Below are 20,551 nucleotides of genomic sequence, written 5' to 3'. Positions count from 1 at the left end.
GGTGGCCCTTTTTTTAAGCTGCATTTAATACAAAAAAGATTACCCAACAGATAACAGTGTTAAGGAGATAATGTGAAAGCATATCAACGTGAGTTTATTGAATTTGCTCTTGAGCGTCAGGTATTACGCTTTGGTGAGTTCACCTTAAAATCAGGCCGTACTAGCCCTTACTTTTTCAATGCGGGTTTATTTAACACGGGTCGTGATTTAGCGCGTTTAGGTCGTTTTTATGCTGCTGCATTGGTTGATTCTGGTATCGATTACGATTTAGTGTTTGGTCCTGCTTATAAAGGTATCCCGATTGCGACAACTACCGTTGTGGCTTTATGTGATCATCACGATAAAGATGTGCCTTACTGCTTTAACCGTAAAGAAGCGAAAACTCATGGTGAAGGCGGCTCATTAGTGGGTAGTGAACTTGCTGGCAAAGTGATGTTAGTGGATGATGTGATCACCGCGGGCACCGCAATTCGTGAATCGATGGAAATCATTGCTGCACACGATGCAAGCTTAGCGGGTGTATTAATTGCGCTTGATAGACAAGAAAAAGGTAAAGGCGAGTTATCAGCGATTCAAGAAGTTGAGCGCGACTTTGGCTGTGACATCGTGTCTATCGTTAAGCTGTCTGACTTGATTAGCTATTTATCTGAAAAACCTGGCATGGAAAAAGAGCTAGCGTCAGTGAGTGCTTACCGCGAGCAATACGGTATTTAATCCGTCTTCACTTAAAGCTAAAAGCAAAAGCCAGTCATATGACTGGCTTTTTTGATTCTGTTGTTTGGCAATGCTACCAATTTATACCGAGCAAATTAGCACTTAGACTGATGTAAAAACTCAGCGCGGGTAGCAGGATTTGATTTAAACACCCCACCTAACGCTGTGGTGGTGGTTGAACTGGTTGAGTCCATAACGCCACGGGATTTAACGCAGTAATGCACTGCATCCATTTTGACCGCCACATCTTTGGTTTCAAGCAAGGTTTGTAATGCCACTAACACTTGCTGGGTCAGTCTTTCTTGCACTTGTGGACGCTGGGCAAAAAAGCGCACAATGCGGTTGATTTTTGATAAACCGATGATTTTAGTGCGTGGCAAGTAAGCAACGGTGGCAAAGCCATCAATAGTCACTAAATGGTGCTCACAGGTACTGGTGAGGCTGATATCTTGCACTCGCACCATTTCATCAACGCCCATCTTATTATCGATGACGGTGATTTTAGGGAAGTTCTGGTAATCAAGCCCAGAGAAAATCTCATCAACATACATTTTGGCAATACGGCGCGGTGTATCCATTAAGCTATCGTCTGATAAGTCTAACGCCATTAACGTCAGCACTTCTTTCATGTGATGCTCAATTTTTTCTTTACGCTCTTCTGCAGTTCGAGTTTGCGGCAACATTGGGGTTTCAAGTCCTTGTTCAGTCAGTGCTGCTTTAACTTTTAACGCGGCTTCACTTAATGCCATCTTATCCTCCAACCACAGGGGTAATACTTAATGAGTGTATGCTAAAAATGACGTTAACGCTTTATAGGCAAGCGCTGCATCAAAGATCAGGGACGGGATAATAACGTGATTTAGGTCAAATTAATATTATTGAAATAAAAAAAGCCGACCTTTTTAGTCAAGTATCGGCTTTGGTGTGAGGCGACAAAATTACAACTTGAGATTATCTTTCAAAAAACTCAACATCTTATTGTAGTATTTGGCTCTATGTTCATCATTATAAAAGCCATGACCCTCATCATCCATGACTAGTTTTTGATAAGGGTATTTGTGCTGCTTTAAGCCTTTTTCTAATGACTCTAACTGCTCAATGGGTGCTCTCTCATCATTGCCGCCATGAACGAGTAATAAGCTGGCTTTAAGCTTATCGGTATTAAAGGCGGGTGACATGGCTTTAAGTTGTTGAGGGTTTTCCCCAAGCACATCTTTTAAATAGCTAGTGCCACTTCGAGATTCTTGTACATCACCTTCTTCAAACATCATTTCTAAATCGTAAACACCGGCAAAGCCAATGGCGCACTTGAATAAATCAGGCTCAATAATGGCACTTTGTAGGGCGCTGTAGCCGCCAAAACTGCCGCCCACAATACAAATGCGATCTTTATCTGCAAAACCTTGGTCAACTACATATTTGGTGCCATCAATGATGTCGTATTGAATCTCAGAGCCCCACTTTTGATAACCATCTTGTTGAAATTGTCCACCAAAACCACCTGAACCTCGAAAGTTAACCTGTAATACCGCCATGCCTTGATTCGCCAGTAACTGATTTTGTGGGTCAAAACCCCAATTGTCGCGGATATAATGTGGGCCGCCATGGGGGTTAACAATCAGTGGTAGGTTTTTGGCTTCTTTACCTGCGGGCAAGGTGAGGTAGCCTGAAATCGTTTTACCATCACGACTGGTGAAATTAATAGGTTTAACTTCAGCCATGGCATCAGGGTCTAGCCAGCTTTTTTCAGATAAAAGATATTCAAGTTTGGTGTTTTCGGTATCAAATAAGTAGTAATCACCAGGGTTGCGATCGTTGAAGGCTTTAATGATAGCGAGTTTAGCGTCGTTAGTTTCACTGACTATTTGGATTTGATGTCCAGGTAGTGATGCCAGCAATTGTTTAACTAGTTTGGAGTGGGGATCTTGTTTATCTACAAAGGCATAAGTTGGATATCCGCTATCGAATTCGACGGCATAAAGCTGTTTGGTTTTTTTATTAATCCAATAGTTGCTTGGGTCAACATCTTCATCTTGAACAACCAGTTGCTTTTCGCCGCTAGTTAAATCAATTTTATACACCCCCAAGGTGTGATTGTCTTCTCTGCCAGCGGCAAAAATGGTGTCAGGGTTATTGGCGAATGAAATGGGATAAAAATCAGTCAAACCAAGATTAAGCTTGCTACTGTTCAGCCAATCGCCTTCATGGCGATAAAATATTTGGGTTTTATTTTGACTATCGATACCAGCTACAAATTTTACTTCGCCTGTATGATTGGTTAAAAAGCTAGCTTTACCTATGGGAGAGGTAACGATTTTGCGTCTTTTACCAGTATAGAGATCGACACGATATACATCTTGAAGGCTATCATAACCTCTCGAAAGCGCACTGCTCCATGGTATCGCATTGACCAGCATGTGTTTATTGTTTTCTGGCATTGGATCAAGTATGAATGCAGTGGCATTAATAGCGGTGTTTTTCTTTATATGGGAACCGGTTTGTTGCTCGCCACTGTTATAGCCAAATAAGTATTTTTTGCGTGAGCCATCAGCGTTAATAGCAAATAATTCGCCATAATATTGTGGAATGTCGGACCAACCTTTTAAATAGACTTTTTGTAGCACAATACGTTCATGGTTTGCCCATACATAATTGCCGACTTCGGCATTACCTGGAAAGTTGAGCGCATTGAGCAGCTTTTTGGTTTTTGTTTCTAAAATAACTAAGGTTTTTTTGCCATTGTGGCTAGTTAATGCACTGAGGTAATCACCTTCTGGAGAAATTTTGACATCGCTAAACTCTGCCCCTTTACTGAAAAGGCTCGCATCAGATAATGATGCCGCATGAGATATTGAGGGAATAAAGGCCAGCAGACAGGCTGCAATAACAGCAGTGTGTTTCATAAACATCCTTGTTAATTTTTGTAGTGGTAATATTTATCGATAGCTATCGATAAACTAAAGCCAAAGTACGACATTTAATTAACAAATACAATTTATCGGCAATAAAAAACGCACCGAAGTGCGTTTTAGATATGTTGTTGTTTTGTGTTAATTCAACGACCATAATAAGCGATATTAACAATACTAATAGGTTAGCTTCTCAGCAGTTGCTGCTGAATAAACTGCCACTGTTCATCGAAGTGCTTAGTGGGCTTTTGTTTGAACTCACTACGCACAAACTGAGCGATTCTCCCTTCTGCTACTGCAAGCAGTAGGTTGGCAAGTATGGCTTCGTCGATATTAAAACCTTTGCCTTCACGGAGGGTTTTTTCACGCAGTATTTGTTTGATTTGGGTTTCAATTTTGGCAAACAGTGCGCTAATGCGGCTGCGTAAACGTTCATTTTCACCTAAAAGTGCATCACCATTGAGCACCCGTGAGATCCCCGGGTTACGCTCTGAAAACACCAGTAAGAGTTGCAGTACCAGCTCACAACGTTTCATGGTGTCTTTTTCTTCATCCATGATGATATTCAAGCGCGATAAAATCGCATCTTCAATAAACTCGATCAAGCCTTCAAACATTCTCGCTTTACTTGGGAAGTGGCGATATAACGCCGCTTCTGAAACACCAACTTCAGCTGCCAACTTAGCAGTGGTAATACGTTGACCAGGGCTGGTTTCCAGCATATGCGCAAGGCACTGTAAAATGTGCTCACGACGATTTATTTTTGGGCTAGCCGCCATTATTTATTCCTAGGATTGTGACTACTTGTAAAGGTTATTTGGTGCCAGAATGACCAAATCCACCTTCACCACGTTCTGAGGTATCAAACTCATCGACTAAGGTAAACTGCGCCTGTACTACAGGCACAAAAACTAACTGCGCTAAACGATCGCCTATTTCGATGCTGTAGGCTTTATCGCTGCGGTTCCAGCAAGACACCATTAAGGGGCCTTGGTAGTCTGAATCAATTAAGCCGACTAAATTGCCTAATACGATGCCATGTTTATGACCTAAGCCTGAGCGAGGCAAGATCACGGCAGCTAAGCTTGGATCGGCAACATGTACAGCTATGCCAGTTGGGATTAATACGGTTTCACCTGGCTCGATAACCATAGTGGTATCAATCATGGCACGTAAGTCCATACCTGCACTGCCTGGGGTGGCATAAGCAGGTAAAGGAAACTCGCTGCCAATACGCGAGTCGAGAAGTTTAAGTTCTACAGGTGTTTTCATGATGTTTTAATCTTTGCTGCTATCAAAGTAAGTAATTGCGTTGCCAGTGTCAGTTTGTCTGTTGCGGGTAGTTTTTCACTACCGTCTTTCCAGAACACCTGCAGCGCATTGTTATCGGCGTTAAACCCTAGACCTGCAATTGATACGTCATTGGCAGCAATAAGATCTAATTTTTTGCGTTCAAGCTTGCCACGGGCATATTCTTCTACGTTATCGGTCTCTGCAGCAAAACCTACAGTGAAAGGTCGATTTTTTAGCGCTGAAACGCTGGCTAAGATATCAGGATTGCGAACGAGCGCAAGTTGCATATGCTCAGCCGACTTTTTGATTTTAGATTCAGCGACGGTGGCGATGCGGTAATCGGCCACTGCAGCGCAGCCGATAAAAATTGCTTGGTCTTCAATGTTTTCCATGACGGCATCTAACATCTGTTGTGCTGATTCGACATTGATGCGCTTAACGCCTGAAGGTGTGGCCAGATTAACAGGGCCGCTAATGAGGGTGACTTCAGCGCCCATTTGGGTTGCGGCTGCGGCTAATGAAAAGCCCATTTTACCTGAGCTATGGTTAGAGATGTATCGAACCGGATCGATTGCTTCACGGGTTGGGCCCGCAGTCAGGATCAATTTGTAACCGTTTAATGGTTTTTCAGCTGGGGCGAAATACTGCACCAGTTGCTCAGCAATGGCCAAGGGCTCTTGCATTCGACCTGGGCCGACTTCGCCACAAGCTTGATCGCCACTGGCAGGCCCCCAAACGGTGATGCCTTTACGTTTAATGTTGGCAAGGTTCTCTTGGGTTGCAAGGTTGCGATACATTTGCTGGTTCATGGCTGGGCAAACGATAATTGGCGCTTCAGTAGCAAGGCAGGTGGTGGTTAACAGTTCATCTGCCATACCTGCATTAATACGCGCAATGAGGTTAGCGGTCGCTGGTGCGACGATAACCACATCAGCCCATCTGGCGAGCTCAATATGTCCCATTGCGGCTTCAGCTGCTGGATCGAGTAAATCTGAGGCCACAGGATGACCTGATAGCGCTTGAATTGTCAGTGGGGTAATAAACTCCATGGCGCTTTGGCTCATGACCACACGAACATCAGCACCGCGCTCTTTAAGGCGGCGTATTAAGTCGGCACTTTTATAGGCAGCAATACCACCACCTATGCCTAGAAGGACTTTTTTATTTGTCAGCATGTTTTGCTCAATCCTGCTCATCGCGATATTGCGGCTAAGATATCACAATCTAAATAAGGATGATGATCCGAAATTAAAAATATAGACCATAATGATGTGCTAAGGGTCACAACAACTAAGGGTCACAACTCGCTATTTACAAAAAGTTATTGCTACCCACTATCTATAACTTACTCATACAAGTATGAGTGCCCCCATCACGGATGACATTAAACAAGGAGTGTTTATGGCGATTAAAGACTGGCCTGAAGGAGAAGGGCCAAGAGACAAATTATTACATTTAGGTGCAGGGCATTTATCGGATGCCGAGTTACTGGCGGTTTTACTGCGAAATGGCATAGCAGGTCAAAATGCGGTCGATCTTGCCCGAGATATGATTGGTCAGTTTGGCGGATTAAGGGCTTTATTTTGTGCACCGCGTAGTCAAGTTTGCCAATTGTCGGGTGTTGGGCCGGTAAAATATGCCCAATTACAGGCGGCATCGGAGATTTCTAAGCGAATTTCGCAAGAAAATCTGCGTAGAGGGCAAATTTTGGTAAATCCTGATTTAACTCGGGACTATTTAATGAGACAATTAGCAGACCGATCCTATGAAGTGTTTGCATTACTATTGTTGGATAGCCAACATAGAGTGATTCAATTTGTAGAATTATTCCGCGGAACGATTAATTCTGCATCAGTCTACCCACGTGAAGTGGTGAGCTTGGTGTTGGAAAAAAAAGCTGCGGCAGTCATAGTGTGTCATAATCACCCGTCTGGCATTGCAGAGCCAAGTCAGGCAGATCGGCAAATTACTGACAGATTAAAAAAAGCCTTATCTACTATCGATGTTTCTCTTTTAGATCATATGGTTGTAGGCGATCAGGAGATAGTTTCTTTTGCTGAACGCGGGTGGATAAATTAAACAACGCTTGACCTTATTTTTGTTATCGTGTATAAAATGCGCCCTCTTTGTGCCTCGGGCGACGGCCACACGAGGCACATAAATGCTCGAGCGTTTTAAAATTGTTTTTGGAGAAGATTGACATGTCAAGAGTATGCCAAGTTACTGGCAAGAAGCCTATGGTTGGTAACAACCGTTCGCACGCTAAAAATTCGACTCGTCGTCGTTTTTTACCTAACCTACAAAACCACCGTTTTTGGTTAGAAGAAGAAAAACGCTTCGTGCAACTACGTGTATCTACCAAAGGTATCCGTATCATCGACAAAAAAGGTATTGAAGTTGTTGTTAAAGAACTTCGTGCCCGCGGCGAGAAGGTATAATAGAAAATGGCTAAATCTAAAGGTAATCGTGAGAAGATCAAATTAGTATCTAGTGCTAAAACTGGTCACTTCTACACTACTGAAAAAAATAAGCGTAACATGCCTGAAAAAATGGAAATCAAGAAATTTGATCCAGTTATTCGCCAGCACGTTATGTACAAAGAAGCTAAAATCAAGTAATTGATTTTGTTCTTTTAAAAAAGTCCCTTTATGGGGCTTTTTTTTTGCCTGTCAAAAATGTAATCCAGATCTCCGCGTTATCAATTTCAATCAGTTATGCTTTTCTCTTGCTTTATAAACAACGCCTTACAGTGATAGAGGTCGTTACGCTTATTTTGTCTTCATTATTCACTTATTGACGCTATATTGCCGCCTTATGCATAAACGCCATTTGAACTATTTGGCGGTTATGTGAGCTTATTTACTGCTTTATAGGCACTATTTATGGCCTAAAACTATTACTAATGCGATAAAATGCTTTTAAAGTGAATTTAAATGCAATATTATTGCGTAATTATATTTGTTGGTGGTTTTGTCACTGACTGTTCTGATTGATTATTTGTTTAGGGGTTAATGTGCCTTTAAGAACCACAGAGCTGGTTGATGGTTTCCGCCATTCAGCGCCATACGTTAATGTTCATCGCGGAAAAACCTTTGTTGTCATGCTTGGCGGCGAAGCCCTGCTGCATAATCAATTTAGAGGCATCTTAAACGATGTCGCCTTGTTGCACTCCTTAGGGATTAAAGTGGTGTTGGTCTACGGTGCAAGGCCGCAAATTGATAGCGCCATGCACAGTGCGGGTATTGAACCGAGTTATCACAACGGCGTGCGCATTACTGATGAAGGCTCATTAAAAGTGATTAAACAAGTTGCAGGCTCAGTGCAATTTGATATTACAGCAAGGCTGTCAATGAGCCTTGGCAACACCCCAATGCAAAATGCACAAATCAACCTTGTCAGTGGCAACTTTGTTATTGCTCAGCCTTTGGGAGTCGATGACGGGGTGGATTTTTGCCTAACGGGCAAAGTGCGCCGTATTGATACTCAAGGTATTGAACGCCAGCTGGAAAAAAATTGTATTGTATTGATGGGGCCTATTGCGGTTTCTGTCACTGGCGAATGTTTTAACTTAACCGCCGAAGAAGTGGCCACCAAAGTGGCTATAAAGCTTAAAGCCGACAAAATTATTGGTTTTAGTAATACCCACGGCATTTTGGGCAAAGACGGCGAGGTGATTGCTGAGCTGATGCCAAACGGCGCGCAGTCCATCTTGGATGAAATGCAAACGGCGGGTAAATCCTGTGTGGGCACCATGGCATTTTTAAAGGCCAGTATTGATGCTTGTCGTAATGGCATTCCACGTTGTCACTTGGTGAGCTACCTTGAAGATGGCACTTTGCTACAAGAGTTGTTCTCCCGTGAAGGTATTGGTACCCAAATTGTTACTGAAAGCGCTGAGCGCTTAAGACGCGCCACCATTGGCGATATCGGTGGAGTATTAGACCTTATTCGCCCATTAGAGGAGCAAGGGGTGCTAGTGCGCCGCTCCCGTGAGCAGCTGGAAATGGAAATTGAGCAGTTTATGTTGATTGAGCGCGATAGCTTAGTCATTGGCTGCGCGGCGTTATATCCCTTTGAAGAAGACAATGCCGGTGAGTTTGCCTGTTTAGTGGTGCATCAAGACTATCGTGATGCTGACAGAGGCAGTGTGTTGCTGAACAATATTATTGGCCAAGCACGGGTTCGAGGTTATTCGAAACTGTTTGCCTTAACCACCCGCAGTATTCATTGGTTCTTGGAGTTCGGCTTTAATATTGTTGATGTTGAACAGCTGCCTAACGCAAAAAAGAAGCTGTATAACTTCCAACGCAATTCAAAAGTTCTGGCGTTGGACTTGTAAGCTGTATTGCGATTGTGCCGTTATAGCAATGCCACCGTGGAGGTTACTTTACGGTGGCATTTTTGTGTATTTCAGATGTTAACTCATCATGGTTACTGATTTTTAGGCAAGATTTGGGGTGATAAAACTATGCCGGTCAGCATGTTATGAAGATTATGATAATATTGAAAAATGAATAAAGATGTATCCTTATAAAAACACATCACTAAGTAGGAAAAATGACTGAAATAGCATTAGCAGGATTAAGCAGTCACGGCATGTTCAATTTTGTCGGGGTGCTGGTTGGGTTAGTAGGGCTAACGGCGCTGATTTGGGTAAAGAAATTACCGAGCACTGCGTTGTATGTTAGCTACGGGATTATTTTATTCCTGTTTATGCTGTTCTCATGGACCCTGTATCAAACCAATAATAGCCAGTTGACGCTAAAGCCTGACAATAAGCCTTTGACGTTATCGATCCCCCTTTACAGTCAGGATTTCAACACGGATGAATTACTTTGGCAGCAAGTGAGAGTAGTGGACTTAACAACTGAATTAGAATTAACGCCACAGTGGCGTACAAACGGCATAGGCATTGCCGGATACTCACTAGGATGGTTTACCCTTAAAAACGGCGATAAGGCGCTGGTGTCACTCACAAGGGACGATGCCTTGCTACTGCCAACCACTAGAGGCTATGTAATGCTAGTAACCCTAGAGGATAACGAGGCCGCAATGAAAGCCATTGCGGCAATGAAGCATTGAAAAGGCGATAGCTATTAGCTTTGCTTTAAACGGCGACGGCGCTGCAGCGCCATATCAGCGGTAAACAACACTAATGCACTCCAAATAAAGCCAAATGTGACCCCTTTTTCAATATCAAAAGGCTCTTTGAATAAAAATATTGCCAACATGAACATGATACTTGGGCCAATATACTGGAAAAAACCTAGCATGGATAATGGGATACGAATGGCTGCCCCTGCAAAGCACAATAGTGGAATGGTGGTAACAATACCTGCGGCCACTAAGGTTAAGTTCATTCCAATATCGTTAGTGAGCATATTTGCCGATGCGGTATCAAGCGTTAGGGCTAAATAAGCTAATGCCACAGGCAGTAAAATAGCGGTTTCAACCAATAAACCCGCTTTAGCATCAATGTTGACTTTTTTACGTAATAAACCATAAAAACCAAATGATGCTGCCAGCGCTAAAGACACCAATGGGATAGAGCCAAAGGAGATGAGCTGGATGAGCACCCCGATACAGGCAAGCGCCACCGCAAACCACTGTAATTTTCGTAGCCGCTCAGATAAAAATACCATTCCAAGCAATACGTTAAATAGTGGATTAATGAAATAACCTAAACTGGCATCGAGCATGTGGCCGTTGTTGATCGCCCAAATGAAAATCAGCCAATTAAGTGCAATCAGTACCGAGGTCAGCGCCAACACCAGTAATTGTTTTGGCTTTTTCAATAACAGTGTTAGGCGTGAAAATCCGCCAATAAACTGCATTAAAATGATGATAAAGATAAAGGACCACACCACGCGGTGAGCCAAGATTTCGAAGGCTGACACATCAGCCAGTAATTTAAAATACAGTGGTGCTATGCCCCATAAGCAATAAGCACAAATGGCGAGGATAATGCCTTTACGTGTTTCAATATCTTGCATGAATTTCCACAAACAACTGACAAAGAGAGGGCGATTGTAGGTTGCCTTTGACGATCTCTCAAGCTAATCGCTCAATCATTTTTTAATCAAGATTAAGCCATTAGCCCAAGCATTATTACAGTTGCTATATATCAGCCAAATGACTAATTTTAAGCGTCTGTTTATATTGAATGTTTAGTTTTTTGGCTTTGCTGGGTTAACCCACCATATAGGTCCCAGTACCGAAGGCTATATGGGTACCTTGTTCGTTATGTAATTCCATGCGACAGACTGACACCCGATTGCCTGAACGAATGACGCAACCAGTGCCAGTAAATATTTCTCCACGTCCAGGGCGTAGAAAATCAACGCGCATATCAATGGTGCCTAATGTGGTAAGGCGCTGCTGTAATTGCTCCAAGGTCCAGTCATCTCTGCTTGAGACTAAGCCGGCAAAACAGGTCAGTCCGCCAACCACATCGAGCAAGGTTGCAGTAACCCCGCCGTGTAAAATATTTTGATGAATATTGCCGATGAGCTCAGGCTTCATTTTAATCATCACTTCAACACCACTCTCATCATAGCGCTTAATCTCTAAGCCTAATAAATTATGAAATGGCACATGTTGGTCAAATATTTCAGCAACTTGCTTCAATGCTTGCAGTTGGACATCCGTAGTCATCAGCAGCCTTATGGATATAATTATTGTAGAGTATTTAATCTAACGTGTTTCGCGGGATAAAATCAATGCTGCATTATTAGTGAACCTTGCTTTTCCAATTTTATCAGCGGTTTAACATTCACACTAATGCACTAGCGAATGTATAGAATCAATGGATCATCAGATTACCGTGGTTACTGCTAAATATGCAGTTTTGGAATGTAAATACGAAAGATACTGCGTTTTTACACGTTATTTGTATCAAAGTTTTTTTCTCTATTGCGTAACATTGAAACTGTTAAAGAGATGTAACGGCGCACTTGAGTGGTGTAACAATTGATTAACGTGACAATTGACCCAAGTGCTCACACAAAATTTAGAGGGTAGCCAAATGTCATTAAGTAATCACTTTCTTCCTAAGAAAATTGCTGTAGCAGTAATTTTCGCCTTATCAGGAAGTACAGTTTTGCATGCAGAAGAAGCAAGCAAAGAAAATAGCAATCTCGATAATATTGAAAAAATTGTTGTTTCCGCTCGTGGACGCACAGAAACATTGCAACAAATCCCCGATTCAGTAACTGTATTTAGTGATGAAGATATTAAAGCTGCCCGTATCACGACTATTAAAGATTTTTCCGCACTGACACCAAACTTAAACGTATCGAGTAATTTTCGCTCGGGCCTTAACTTTGTCACAGTGCGTGGACTCATAACGCCACAAGTTGGTGAAGCACCTATCGCTTATGTCGTCGATGGCATAACGGTGCCTAATTTAGAATTTATTAATCAAGGCTTGCACGACATAGAGCGAATCGAAGTATTAAGAGGTCCGCAAGGTGCTTTGTATGGTAAAAATGCCATTGGTGGTGCCATTAATATTGTCACCAAGCAAGCAACGGATGAGCTTGAAGGTAGCGTACAAGCCTCAATTGCAGAAGGCAGTGATAAAAAGGTTAACGCTGCAATAAGCGGCCCTATGATAGAAGATAAAGCCTACTATAGGCTTTCTGCAAACTATCAAGATTTTGATGGATTAATCGACAATAATTACCTTAATGAAACCGTCGATTATGTCGACGGTGCTTTCGGTACTCAAGGTATGCTTAAGTTTTATTTGAGTGACGATACGGCGTTGACTTTAAACGGTAGCTATTCTGAGAAAACTCAGGGTAGTAATTATATGGCCTTTATTACTAAAGAAGAATTAGAAGACTTCTCAGTAAAGCCTGATGCCAATGCGGTTGGTCTTGATGAATCAACACTGTGGTCTGTTTCTGCTAAGTTAGAACAAGGGACTGATTATGGTGATTTGACCCTTATTGCTGCTGCAAATGACTCAGATATTATGTTTTTCTCTGATGGCGACTTTACTCATCAAGAGGCTAGTGAAGATAATTTCTATTTCCCCATCACCCAAATAAATCCAATAGAAGAAGATGCTAGCAGCGCTGAAGCGCGCTTTACTTCGCCAAATGATGACAGTTTACGTTGGTCTGTTGGTGCTTACTATGAAGCAAAAAATAGAAGCGTATCTTATGATCAAGTATGGGATATCACGCCGACTGAACGTGTAACTTATCAGGATGTATTAGCCAACATTGCAGCAGATCCAAGTTTAGTCTTTATTGGTGAAAAAACAGTACAAGAAAGCAGTGCTTATGCGGTGTTTGGGCAGACAAACTACGACATTAAAGATGATTTAGAGCTCACACTGGCACTGCGTTATGACTCTGAAGAGCGTGATGCTTATGATGAAAGAGATCCAAGCGCATCGAAAGTGAATGATACTTTTAGTCAGTTGCAACCCAAAGCTTCAATCGCTTGGCAAATGACAGCAGAACACCTGCTTTATAGCACCTATTCGAAAGGGTTTCGATCGGGTGGTTTTAATGAGTACTCCCCTGCTGTTATTCGAAAGTATGAGCAAGAAATTTCCGATACTGTTGAGTTAGGGCTTAAAACCACTTGGCTAGACGGTGCGCTGTGGTTAAATATGTCAGTCTTTCATATTGAACAGCAAGATGCACAATTTACTCGCTTAAACCCAACGACGTTCACGCTGGAAAATTTAAACATTGATGAAGTCGCTATCGATGGTTTTGAGCTCGAAATGTCTGCATCAGTGACTGATGATATCAGTATTAATTTTGGTCTTGGCTTAATCGATAATGAAATTACCAAAAATACAGGCATTGATATTCTGTCTGGTCGAGATTTAGCTGAAACTGAAGGCGGCACTATGCCGTATGTATCAGATTTTAATTTAAATGGTTCAATTGATTACTCAAAAGAAGCCTTTAGCGACTTTGTATTTAAAGCGCGACTTGCCTTCAACACCTTAGGCCCACGTTCATTCGATATTTTCAATGATGATACTGGCGAGTCCGATGCTCATACCTTTGTAAATGCCAATATAGCCATAGAAAACCAGCAGTGGTCAGTGTCATTATTTGCCTCCAACTTAACCGACGAGGCTTCTCCCGAAACGGTATTCCTATTCAACCCTTTAATTCGTATGCGCAATCAACCTAGACAAGTCGGGGTGCAGGCGCGTTATAACTTCTAGAACGAGACATCGCTAGCGATAATCGCTGGCTGGTGGCAAGTATTACTTACCATCGATTATGGCTAGTTAACATTTAATATAGCTAGCTCAGTCAATAATATTATGACGGGCTAGAGAGGGTTAATTGCCCTAAATTGCAATTAACTTTTGTGAGTAAAAGGTGCAAATTATGACGGTAAGAGTGGCAACAGATGTCGGTGGAACGTTCACCGATCTTGTTTATATTGATGAAGGTAATGTGAAAGCCGTTAAAAGTGATACGACCGCCCCAAATTTTGAGCAAGGTGTGGTTAATGCTGCGATTAAAGCTGAAATTGAGTTGTCAGAGGTCGATTTTTTCGCTCACGGTTCCACCGTTGTTATCAATGCGATTACCGAGCGAAAAGGGGTTAAAACAGGGCTTATCACCACCAAAGGCTTTCGTGATGTGTTAGAGATTGCACGCGGTAATACTCCCGATATTTTTAACAACACATATCAAAAACCCAACCCGTTTGTTGAGCGTCATTTACGTTTAGAAGTTGAAGAGCGTCTCGATTATAAAGGCAATGTTGTCAAGCCGATAAATTTAGATAATTTACAGCACTTGGTGGATTATTTTAAATCTCAGCAAGTTGAAGCTGTAGGGGTGTGTTTTTTACATGCTTATTTAAATCCTGTTCATGAAATTAAAACAGTGCAGGCATTAAAGCTATTGTGGCCTGACGTTAACGTTATTGCGTCACATGAAATATCAAGTGAGTGGCGAGAATACGAAAGAACCAGCACCACAGTGTTATCAGCCTATGTGTTGCCTCCCGCTCAGCAGTATTTGGATAAACTGCAAAGTAAATTACGTGCCAATGGTTTGAAAACTGATCCTTTTATCATGCAATCTAATGGCGGAATAGCCACATTACAATCAGCTCGTGATAATCCAATAACACTGGTTGAATCTGGTCCTGTTGGCGGCATATTAGGGGCGGCAGCCTACGGTGAAGTGATTGGTGATGGCAACATTATGGCCCTCGATATTGGTGGCACGACAGCAAAATGTTCACTTATTCACGATGGTCAAACACGTATCACCACAGAATATGTTTTAGAAAAAACAGCTAAAAAAGCCGGTTACCCTATCAAAACTCCCGTGATTGATATTGTTGAAATTGGCAATGGCGGCGGCAGTATTGCTTGGATTGATGCCGCTAATAGTTTGCATGTCGGTCCGCAAAGTGCGGGTTCTACGCCGGGTCCGGTCGCTTATGGCCGTGGGGGAAGTGCACCAACAACAACGGATGCAAATTTAATTACCGGTAGAATCAATCGTGACAATTTTGCTGGTGGAGCAATACAGCCCGATATTGCCGCAGTGGAAGCGTCTTTTACAGCATTAGCGCAACAGCTTGATGTCACAGCCATGGATGTTGCTCATGGCGTATTAAATATTGCTAACTCTAATATGGTCAATGCGCTTAAGTTAATCTCGGTTAATCGTGGTTACGACCCTCGCGACTTTTCACTGATGGCCTTTGGTGGTGGTGGCGCCTTGCACGCAACCGCTTTAGCCAAAGAATTGAATGCACGCAAAGTCATCATTCCTCCCTTTGCAGGCGTGTTTTCTGCTTGGGGGATGCTGATGATTGACTTGCGTAGAGATTATATTCAAACCCATAGATTCAGTCTTAATCGTCACAGTAAATGTGAAGTGATTAATGCATTTAAAGAAGTGACTTCAAAAGCCAATCTAGATTATGAAAATGATGGTTTGAGCAAGGATAAAGTGAAGCATGAACGGTATGTGGATGCCCGCTATAGTGGGCAAGAGCATACCGTTAAAATTCATGTACCCAGTACTGAACTTGAAGATGCTGATTTTATTAATGAATTGTCAGAGCGTTTTCACCGAACTCATCAGCAGGAATATACGTTTAGACTCAATGACTCAGCGATTGAAGTTGTGAATATTCACTTAGTTGCTTTTGGCATACTAGACAAAGCTAAACTTGAAAAGTTACCAATAGGTTCATCTACGAATGCTGATGTTGCTTTGATTGGAATGCGAGTGGTTGATTTTGATAATAATACTCAGCAAGAGGCGGCTATTTATGACCGCGAAAAATTACAGCCTGGTATGAAATTTAAAGGCCCCGCTATCATTGAAGAAAGCACCACAACGACGGTTATATTACCGAGTAACAGGGTTGAAGTGGATGATTTTGGCGGACTTCATATTTATCTTCGTGATTAATTGGTTGCAGTAAAAGTATTAAGTTGAGTAGTAAACTATGAATAAACAAGTCGATATATTTACCATAGAAATAATAAAAAATGCGCTAGTGGCTATTGGCGAAGAAATGTTTTTAGCATTAAAACGTAGTAGTAAAAGTCCGATCATTTATGAATCGTTAGATTATGGCATCGGCGTTACCGATGCTCAGGGACGACTCATTTCTCAAGGCAACGGCATCCCTGGATTTATCGGTACATTAGATGCTGGCGTCCAAAATATCATCGCTAAATTTGATCGTGAGAATATTTACCCCGAAGACGTTTTTATCTTAAACGATCCCTATGCGGGTGGAGGGACACATTTATCTGATGTTTGTATGATCCGTCCCATATTTTTTGAAAATGAACTGGTTGCATGGACTGCTAATAAAGCGCATTGGACCGAAATTGGTGGTAAAGATCCTGGTAGTTATAGTGCTGATGCCACTGAAATCTACCAAGAGGGCTTGCAGTTTCCTGGGATTAAAGTGTTTGAACGAGGCGTGCCTAACCAAGCCTTGCTGGATTTAATTGAAGTTAACGTTCGTTTACCTGATATGACATTAGGTGACTTACAAGCATGTTCAGCGTCATTAAAAGTGGGTGAACAACGCTTTGTTGCTGTGATGGAAAAATACAGTAAACAAGTGACATTAACAGCCATTGATAAGCTACTCGAGCATGGTGATGTCATGGTGTTAGAGAAATTCAAGTCACTACCGAAAGGTGTATTTGAGGCTGAAGACGTCATTGATGAAGATGGTATGGGCAATGGGCCTTTTGCGGTAAAGGTCAAAGTGACCATCACGGACACATTATTCACCCTTGATTTTACCGGGTCATCTAAACAAGCTCCCGGGCCTATTAATTGTACGATGGGAGTATTAATTTCTGCGGCGAGAGAAGTCTTCATGGGCATTGTTCAGCCTGATGCGCCTGCAACCGATGGTTGTTTTCGCCGTTTAGAGGTTATTTGCCCACCAGGCACCTTGTTGACTGCAGAGCGCCCAGCACCGGTATCTTCCTATTTTGAAGCCATGGTATGTGCAGCAGATGTGACGCGTAAAGCGTTAGCCGATGTGTTACCTGGCATTGTTACCGCAGGACAATTTGGTTCCGTTTGTACCATGAATTTATCCGGTGAACTGCCTGAAACGGGTGAGCCTTACCTGTTAGTTGAGCCTTTAGTGGGTGGCTGGGGCGCTGCCGTTGGTAAAGATGGCGAGTCTGGTCAGTTTTGTGTGGGTAATGGCGAAACCAGTAATATTCCTGTCGAAATCACAGAAGCGCGATATGGTGTATTAGTGGAACAATATGCCTTTAACAATGATTCGTCTGGTGCAGGTGAATACAGAGGCGGTAATGGTGTTATTCTCGATTATCGAATCCTTTCCGATAATACTGATATTTCAAGTTTTTTTGGTCGTGGAATCACCGCGCCTTGGGGGATTGATGAAGGTCATGATGGCTCATGTAACTATGTCGAAGTGTTCGATGATCAGGACAATCTAAAAGCACGATTTAGTCGAACCAGTCGATATAAGTTGAAAAAAGGCGATCTTCTGCGGTTAGTGACCGGCAATGGTGGTGGTTGGGGCAATCCAAGTAAAAGGCCTAAAGCGGATGTGTTAAATGATATTAAAAATGGTTTTATAACCGAGCAAGATGCGCAGGTTATTTATAATTTTAAATAGCCTCATTACCGCTAAGTTGAATAGATGACATATCTGACTTTTTTAGAATAGATGGGAATAATTAATGCTGCATAAGCTCTTTAATACCAGTGATCCAGATTTGAAATATGGACTGAGTGGACTCGCAACTGCACCTGTTGGCTACCTTGTGTTATTGTTTTTACCCGTGTATTTGGAAGTCGTTGGGATCAAGTTATCGTTGACGGACCAACAAATTGGCTGGTTAGCATCGACTGATGCTGTGGGGTTAGCACTCGCCACATTTATTTTTTCGATATTTATCAAAAAAGTAAACTTTAGACAGGTGTTACTTGTTGGTGTAGTTATTGCGGTTGCGGGAAATTTTCTTTCAGTGTTCACTGAAAATTTTCTGGTACTTTGCTTGATAAGGTCTATTACCGGCTTGGGCGAAGGATTGATTGTTGCTGTGGGGATAAGTGCAATTGGTATGACGAGCAATCCAAATCGTTGGTTTGGGTTTTATACCGCTGCCATCGTTGTGGTTCAGGCGATTGGACTTGCTCTCGTGCCGATTATATTTGATCGCTTATCGTTGTCAGGGGTGTTTATCGCCATGGGATTATTTTACTTAATTCCGCTTTTGGTGATTAAACTGTTACCGCGTAAAAGTGATGACTATAAAGTGAAACAAGGTGTTGAAAAAACGGGAGAGAAACAGCCAACCAAGCAATTAAATTTAGCCCTATTAGGGATACTCTTTTTCTATATGAGTATAGGTGGGGTGTGGACTTATATGTCTTTGATGGGCACCAGTGCTGATTTGGCGCTATCTTATGTTTCTCAAGCGCTTGCCATTGCGATGGTTGCTGGTCTGGTTGGTGCGTTATTTTTTGCCTTTACGGGTGAGTTTGGTAAGCATACGGGGCTATTATTTGTGTCGTTGCTCGTGATGGCGTTATCGTTATTGGTACTCGATAAGGGCTTAAATGAAACACGCTATCTCGTCTCTTTATGCATATTTAGTTTCTTTTGGAGTATTGCTGGTGCGCGGTTATTTGCGATTATTTCTGATGTGGACCATTCTGGGAAATATATCAGCGCCGCGCAGACGGTGGTAGGTGTGGGTTATATCTTAGGCCCTATTTTGGCTTCAACCTTGGTAGAAGGCACAGGTTATCGTGATGTGGTCATTATGGGGACGATATTATTTGCGCTATCTTTTATATTAGTATTGCCTTTAGCCCGTTTAAAAATTCAACTAGCCGTAAGTTATGCTGAAAGCCAAAACAATCAGTGTTGATTCAAAAATGACTAATTTGGCTGATGCATCCATCATTCACAACGGCTAATCGATAATATCGATATTTCATTTTCTAAGTATTCTTGGTTTTCAGCTTTCTGATAAATTAATTCAAGTATGTCTCTACCTTGAGTAATACGTCCGAAGGCTGCAAACCCCAATCCATCATCATAACGTTTACCACCATAATTAAGTTCAGGTTGATCATTGATACAGAAAAAGAAACTACCATCAGCAGTTCCTGGCTCAAATCGGGCCATTGAAACCGTCCCATCTATGTGTGAAAGGCCGGTGTCTTTAGTGGTTTCATGAGGGATCCCGGCTAATAAGCTTGAATGTTCCGGGGGCAACCCTGCCTGAATGACATTGATTTTTGCATTAGCATCTTCAGCTTGCTCTGCATTGTCGTTGGTTACAATTCTAAAAATACTACTGTCATTAAATAGCTGGCTATCGACATATTCTAAAAAGTTAGTCACAGTAATTGGCGCTTCTTGCATAAATAACTTGATCGTAATATTGCCTAATTGTGTTCGAAGCAAAACACTGGGGTGATGATTCATCATATTCCAATTTCATTTGTGATTTTAATTTTTATTATGCGGTATATTCAGGATATATTATTTAGTTTTTGAGGGGTCAAACACAATAATCTGTTGATTTTAAAGTCGCTTGAGCATTTATTTTCATATGGGGCAAAAATGGTAAAAAAACATATTAAGTTAGACAGAATGAATCGTCGTATTTTGTCAGAATTACAAAACAATGCTCGGATTAGTAATAATGATTTATCGGAAATTATTGGTTTGTCGCCAAGTGCCTGTTTGCAACGCGTAAAAGCCCTTGAAGACGCTGGCTTCATTATTGGCTATACCATGGTGACGAATGTGGACAAGTTATGTGTTAACGTGAAGGCTTATGCGCATTTTGTATTGAAAAGTAATACATACCAACATTGTGGAGTATTTGAAAAAGGCATCAAAAAATATACCGAAGTCGTCGATTGTATGAAGGTAAATGGCAGCATTGATTACATTGCTTTTATGATGTGCTCTACGGTTGAAGATTTTAATCGCGTTTGTAATGACATGATGCAAGAAGACTTGGGTATTGAAAAAATCACCAGCCATTTTGTACTGGATACTGCAAAATGGTTTGGTGGCTATCCTTTAGAGACTTTAGAGTGGAAAGCACAAGAAGAATAATGATTTCATTGGCTAGTGGCTAGTGGCTA

At 41.9% G+C, this 20,551-nt stretch carries 19 protein-coding genes; 11 read left to right on the top strand and 8 right to left on the bottom strand.

The window, feature by feature from the left end:
• Window positions 1-72 precede the first annotated feature (72 nt).
• Window positions 73-714 carry an orotate phosphoribosyltransferase gene (pyrE, locus tag BCU94_RS12610; RefSeq protein WP_102476567.1) on the top strand — a complete coding sequence of 214 codons (642 nt, stop codon included), beginning with the start codon at window positions 73-75 and terminating at the stop codon, window positions 712-714.
• 95 nt (window positions 715-809) lie between these two features.
• Here the strand turns inward: pyrE and folE are convergent, their stop codons facing one another.
• The 5 genes from folE to coaBC all read right to left on the bottom strand — a co-directional run bounded on the left by folE (window position 810) and on the right by coaBC (window position 6,091).
• Window positions 810-1,463 (bottom strand): GTP cyclohydrolase I FolE, encoded by a 654-nt coding sequence (gene folE, locus BCU94_RS12605; protein ID WP_102476566.1) that lies wholly within the window; start codon window positions 1,461-1,463, stop codon window positions 810-812.
• A 189-nt stretch (window positions 1,464-1,652) separates the two neighbouring features.
• Window positions 1,653-3,623, bottom strand: a complete 1,971-nt coding sequence (locus tag BCU94_RS12600) for a S9 family peptidase (protein ID WP_102476565.1) — start codon at window positions 3,621-3,623, stop codon at window positions 1,653-1,655.
• A 185-nt stretch (window positions 3,624-3,808) separates the two neighbouring features.
• The gene (gene slmA / locus BCU94_RS12595) at window positions 3,809-4,402 is read right to left on the bottom strand and encodes a nucleoid occlusion factor SlmA (protein WP_076538032.1); all 594 of its coding nucleotides are present in this window, start codon (window positions 4,400-4,402) and stop codon (window positions 3,809-3,811) included.
• Between the two features lie 34 nt (window positions 4,403-4,436).
• Window positions 4,437-4,895 carry a dUTP diphosphatase gene (gene dut / locus BCU94_RS12590; protein ID WP_076538029.1) on the bottom strand — a complete coding sequence of 153 codons (459 nt, stop codon included), beginning with the start codon at window positions 4,893-4,895 and terminating at the stop codon, window positions 4,437-4,439.
• Complete coding sequence (gene coaBC, locus BCU94_RS12585) at window positions 4,892-6,091, bottom strand: bifunctional phosphopantothenoylcysteine decarboxylase/phosphopantothenate--cysteine ligase CoaBC (protein ID WP_102476564.1); 1,200 nt, start codon at window positions 6,089-6,091, stop codon at window positions 4,892-4,894. Before coaBC ends, dut begins: the two co-directional genes overlap by 4 nt.
• Before the next feature lie 226 nt (window positions 6,092-6,317).
• Here coaBC and radC point away from each other — a divergent pair, with 226 nt between their 5' ends.
• The 5 genes from radC to BCU94_RS12560 all read left to right on the top strand — a co-directional run bounded on the left by radC (window position 6,318) and on the right by BCU94_RS12560 (window position 9,998).
• Window positions 6,318-6,995 carry a DNA repair protein RadC gene (gene radC / locus BCU94_RS12580; protein ID WP_102440196.1) on the top strand — a complete coding sequence of 226 codons (678 nt, stop codon included), beginning with the start codon at window positions 6,318-6,320 and terminating at the stop codon, window positions 6,993-6,995.
• A 122-nt stretch (window positions 6,996-7,117) separates the two neighbouring features.
• A complete protein-coding gene (rpmB, locus tag BCU94_RS12575; protein WP_055025225.1) occupies window positions 7,118-7,354 on the top strand; it encodes a 50S ribosomal protein L28 in 237 nt (78 codons plus the stop codon).
• Window positions 7,355-7,360: 6 nt separating this feature from the next.
• A complete protein-coding gene (gene rpmG, locus BCU94_RS12570) occupies window positions 7,361-7,534 on the top strand; it encodes a 50S ribosomal protein L33 (RefSeq protein WP_011494790.1) in 174 nt (57 codons plus the stop codon).
• Window positions 7,535-7,929: 395 nt separating this feature from the next.
• Entirely contained in the window at window positions 7,930-9,255 is a 1,326-nt protein-coding gene (gene argA, locus BCU94_RS12565; RefSeq protein WP_102476563.1) for an amino-acid N-acetyltransferase, read from the top strand.
• Between the two features lie 218 nt (window positions 9,256-9,473).
• A complete protein-coding gene (locus tag BCU94_RS12560; protein WP_102440198.1) occupies window positions 9,474-9,998 on the top strand; it encodes a PH domain-containing protein in 525 nt (174 codons plus the stop codon).
• 14 nt (window positions 9,999-10,012) lie between these two features.
• Here the strand turns inward: BCU94_RS12560 and rarD are convergent, their stop codons facing one another.
• Together rarD and BCU94_RS12550 are read right to left on the bottom strand one after the other, a co-directional pair.
• Window positions 10,013-10,909: an EamA family transporter RarD gene (rarD, locus tag BCU94_RS12555; RefSeq protein ID WP_102476562.1), complete on the bottom strand. Its 897-nt coding sequence runs from the start codon at window positions 10,907-10,909 to the stop codon at window positions 10,013-10,015.
• Between the two features lie 196 nt (window positions 10,910-11,105).
• Window positions 11,106-11,570, bottom strand: coding sequence for a thioesterase family protein (locus BCU94_RS12550; RefSeq protein ID WP_102476561.1), 465 nt, complete (start codon window positions 11,568-11,570; stop codon window positions 11,106-11,108).
• A 370-nt stretch (window positions 11,571-11,940) separates the two neighbouring features.
• On the opposite strand from BCU94_RS12550, the gene BCU94_RS12545 reads away from it, so the two are divergent.
• The 4 genes from BCU94_RS12545 to BCU94_RS12530 all read left to right on the top strand — a co-directional run bounded on the left by BCU94_RS12545 (window position 11,941) and on the right by BCU94_RS12530 (window position 19,317).
• Window positions 11,941-14,115, top strand: a complete 2,175-nt coding sequence (locus tag BCU94_RS12545; protein ID WP_102476560.1) for a TonB-dependent receptor — start codon at window positions 11,941-11,943, stop codon at window positions 14,113-14,115.
• Between the two features lie 169 nt (window positions 14,116-14,284).
• Window positions 14,285-16,342, top strand: coding sequence for a hydantoinase/oxoprolinase family protein (locus tag BCU94_RS12540; protein WP_102476559.1), 2,058 nt, complete (start codon window positions 14,285-14,287; stop codon window positions 16,340-16,342).
• 37 nt (window positions 16,343-16,379) lie between these two features.
• Window positions 16,380-18,056, top strand: a complete 1,677-nt coding sequence (locus BCU94_RS12535; protein WP_102476558.1) for a hydantoinase B/oxoprolinase family protein — start codon at window positions 16,380-16,382, stop codon at window positions 18,054-18,056.
• A 64-nt stretch (window positions 18,057-18,120) separates the two neighbouring features.
• Window positions 18,121-19,317, top strand: a complete 1,197-nt coding sequence (locus BCU94_RS12530; protein WP_102476557.1) for an MFS transporter — start codon at window positions 18,121-18,123, stop codon at window positions 19,315-19,317.
• A gap of 32 nt (window positions 19,318-19,349) precedes the next feature.
• On the opposite strand, the gene BCU94_RS12525 is transcribed toward BCU94_RS12530, so the two are convergent.
• Window positions 19,350-19,883 (bottom strand): peptidylprolyl isomerase, encoded by a 534-nt coding sequence (locus BCU94_RS12525; protein WP_241905000.1) that lies wholly within the window; start codon window positions 19,881-19,883, stop codon window positions 19,350-19,352.
• A gap of 135 nt (window positions 19,884-20,018) precedes the next feature.
• On the opposite strand from BCU94_RS12525, the gene BCU94_RS12520 reads away from it, so the two are divergent.
• The gene (locus tag BCU94_RS12520; protein WP_102476555.1) at window positions 20,019-20,522 is read left to right on the top strand and encodes an Lrp/AsnC family transcriptional regulator; all 504 of its coding nucleotides are present in this window, start codon (window positions 20,019-20,021) and stop codon (window positions 20,520-20,522) included.
• Window positions 20,523-20,551: the final 29 nt, after the last annotated feature.

The organism is Shewanella sp. 10N.286.52.C2 (assembly GCF_002874545.1).
GTDB lineage: Bacteria > Pseudomonadota > Gammaproteobacteria > Enterobacterales > Shewanellaceae > Shewanella.
The sequence above is the reverse complement of the archived record's forward strand: the minus strand, read 5'-3'. Positions and strand labels throughout refer to the sequence as shown.

Excerpts from the sequence above, each read along its gene's own strand:
- rarD (WP_102476562.1), bottom strand. The coding sequence starts at position 10,909 with ATGCAAGATATTGAAACACGTAAAGGCATTATCCTCGCCATTTGTGCT.
- BCU94_RS12550 (WP_102476561.1), bottom strand. The coding sequence starts at position 11,570 with ATGACTACGGATGTCCAACTGCAAGCATTGAAGCAAGTTGCTGAAATA.
- slmA (WP_076538032.1), bottom strand. The coding sequence starts at position 4,402 with ATGGCGGCTAGCCCAAAAATAAATCGTCGTGAGCACATTTTACAGTGC.
- coaBC (WP_102476564.1), bottom strand. The coding sequence starts at position 6,091 with ATGCTGACAAATAAAAAAGTCCTTCTAGGCATAGGTGGTGGTATTGCT.
- dut (WP_076538029.1), bottom strand. The coding sequence starts at position 4,895 with ATGAAAACACCTGTAGAACTTAAACTTCTCGACTCGCGTATTGGCAGC.
- BCU94_RS12520 (WP_102476555.1), top strand. The coding sequence starts at position 20,019 with ATGGTAAAAAAACATATTAAGTTAGACAGAATGAATCGTCGTATTTTG.
- BCU94_RS12525 (WP_241905000.1), bottom strand. The coding sequence starts at position 19,883 with ATGATGAATCATCACCCCAGTGTTTTGCTTCGAACACAATTAGGCAAT.
- rpmG (WP_011494790.1), top strand. The coding sequence starts at position 7,361 with ATGGCTAAATCTAAAGGTAATCGTGAGAAGATCAAATTAGTATCTAGT.
- folE (WP_102476566.1), bottom strand. The coding sequence starts at position 1,463 with ATGGCATTAAGTGAAGCCGCGTTAAAAGTTAAAGCAGCACTGACTGAA.
- radC (WP_102440196.1), top strand. The coding sequence starts at position 6,318 with ATGGCGATTAAAGACTGGCCTGAAGGAGAAGGGCCAAGAGACAAATTA.
- BCU94_RS12530 (WP_102476557.1), top strand. The coding sequence starts at position 18,121 with ATGCTGCATAAGCTCTTTAATACCAGTGATCCAGATTTGAAATATGGA.
- rpmB (WP_055025225.1), top strand. The coding sequence starts at position 7,118 with ATGTCAAGAGTATGCCAAGTTACTGGCAAGAAGCCTATGGTTGGTAAC.
- BCU94_RS12600 (WP_102476565.1), bottom strand. The coding sequence starts at position 3,623 with ATGTTTATGAAACACACTGCTGTTATTGCAGCCTGTCTGCTGGCCTTT.
- BCU94_RS12545 (WP_102476560.1), top strand. The coding sequence starts at position 11,941 with ATGTCATTAAGTAATCACTTTCTTCCTAAGAAAATTGCTGTAGCAGTA.
- BCU94_RS12560 (WP_102440198.1), top strand. The coding sequence starts at position 9,474 with ATGACTGAAATAGCATTAGCAGGATTAAGCAGTCACGGCATGTTCAAT.
- BCU94_RS12540 (WP_102476559.1), top strand. The coding sequence starts at position 14,285 with ATGACGGTAAGAGTGGCAACAGATGTCGGTGGAACGTTCACCGATCTT.
- BCU94_RS12535 (WP_102476558.1), top strand. The coding sequence starts at position 16,380 with ATGAATAAACAAGTCGATATATTTACCATAGAAATAATAAAAAATGCG.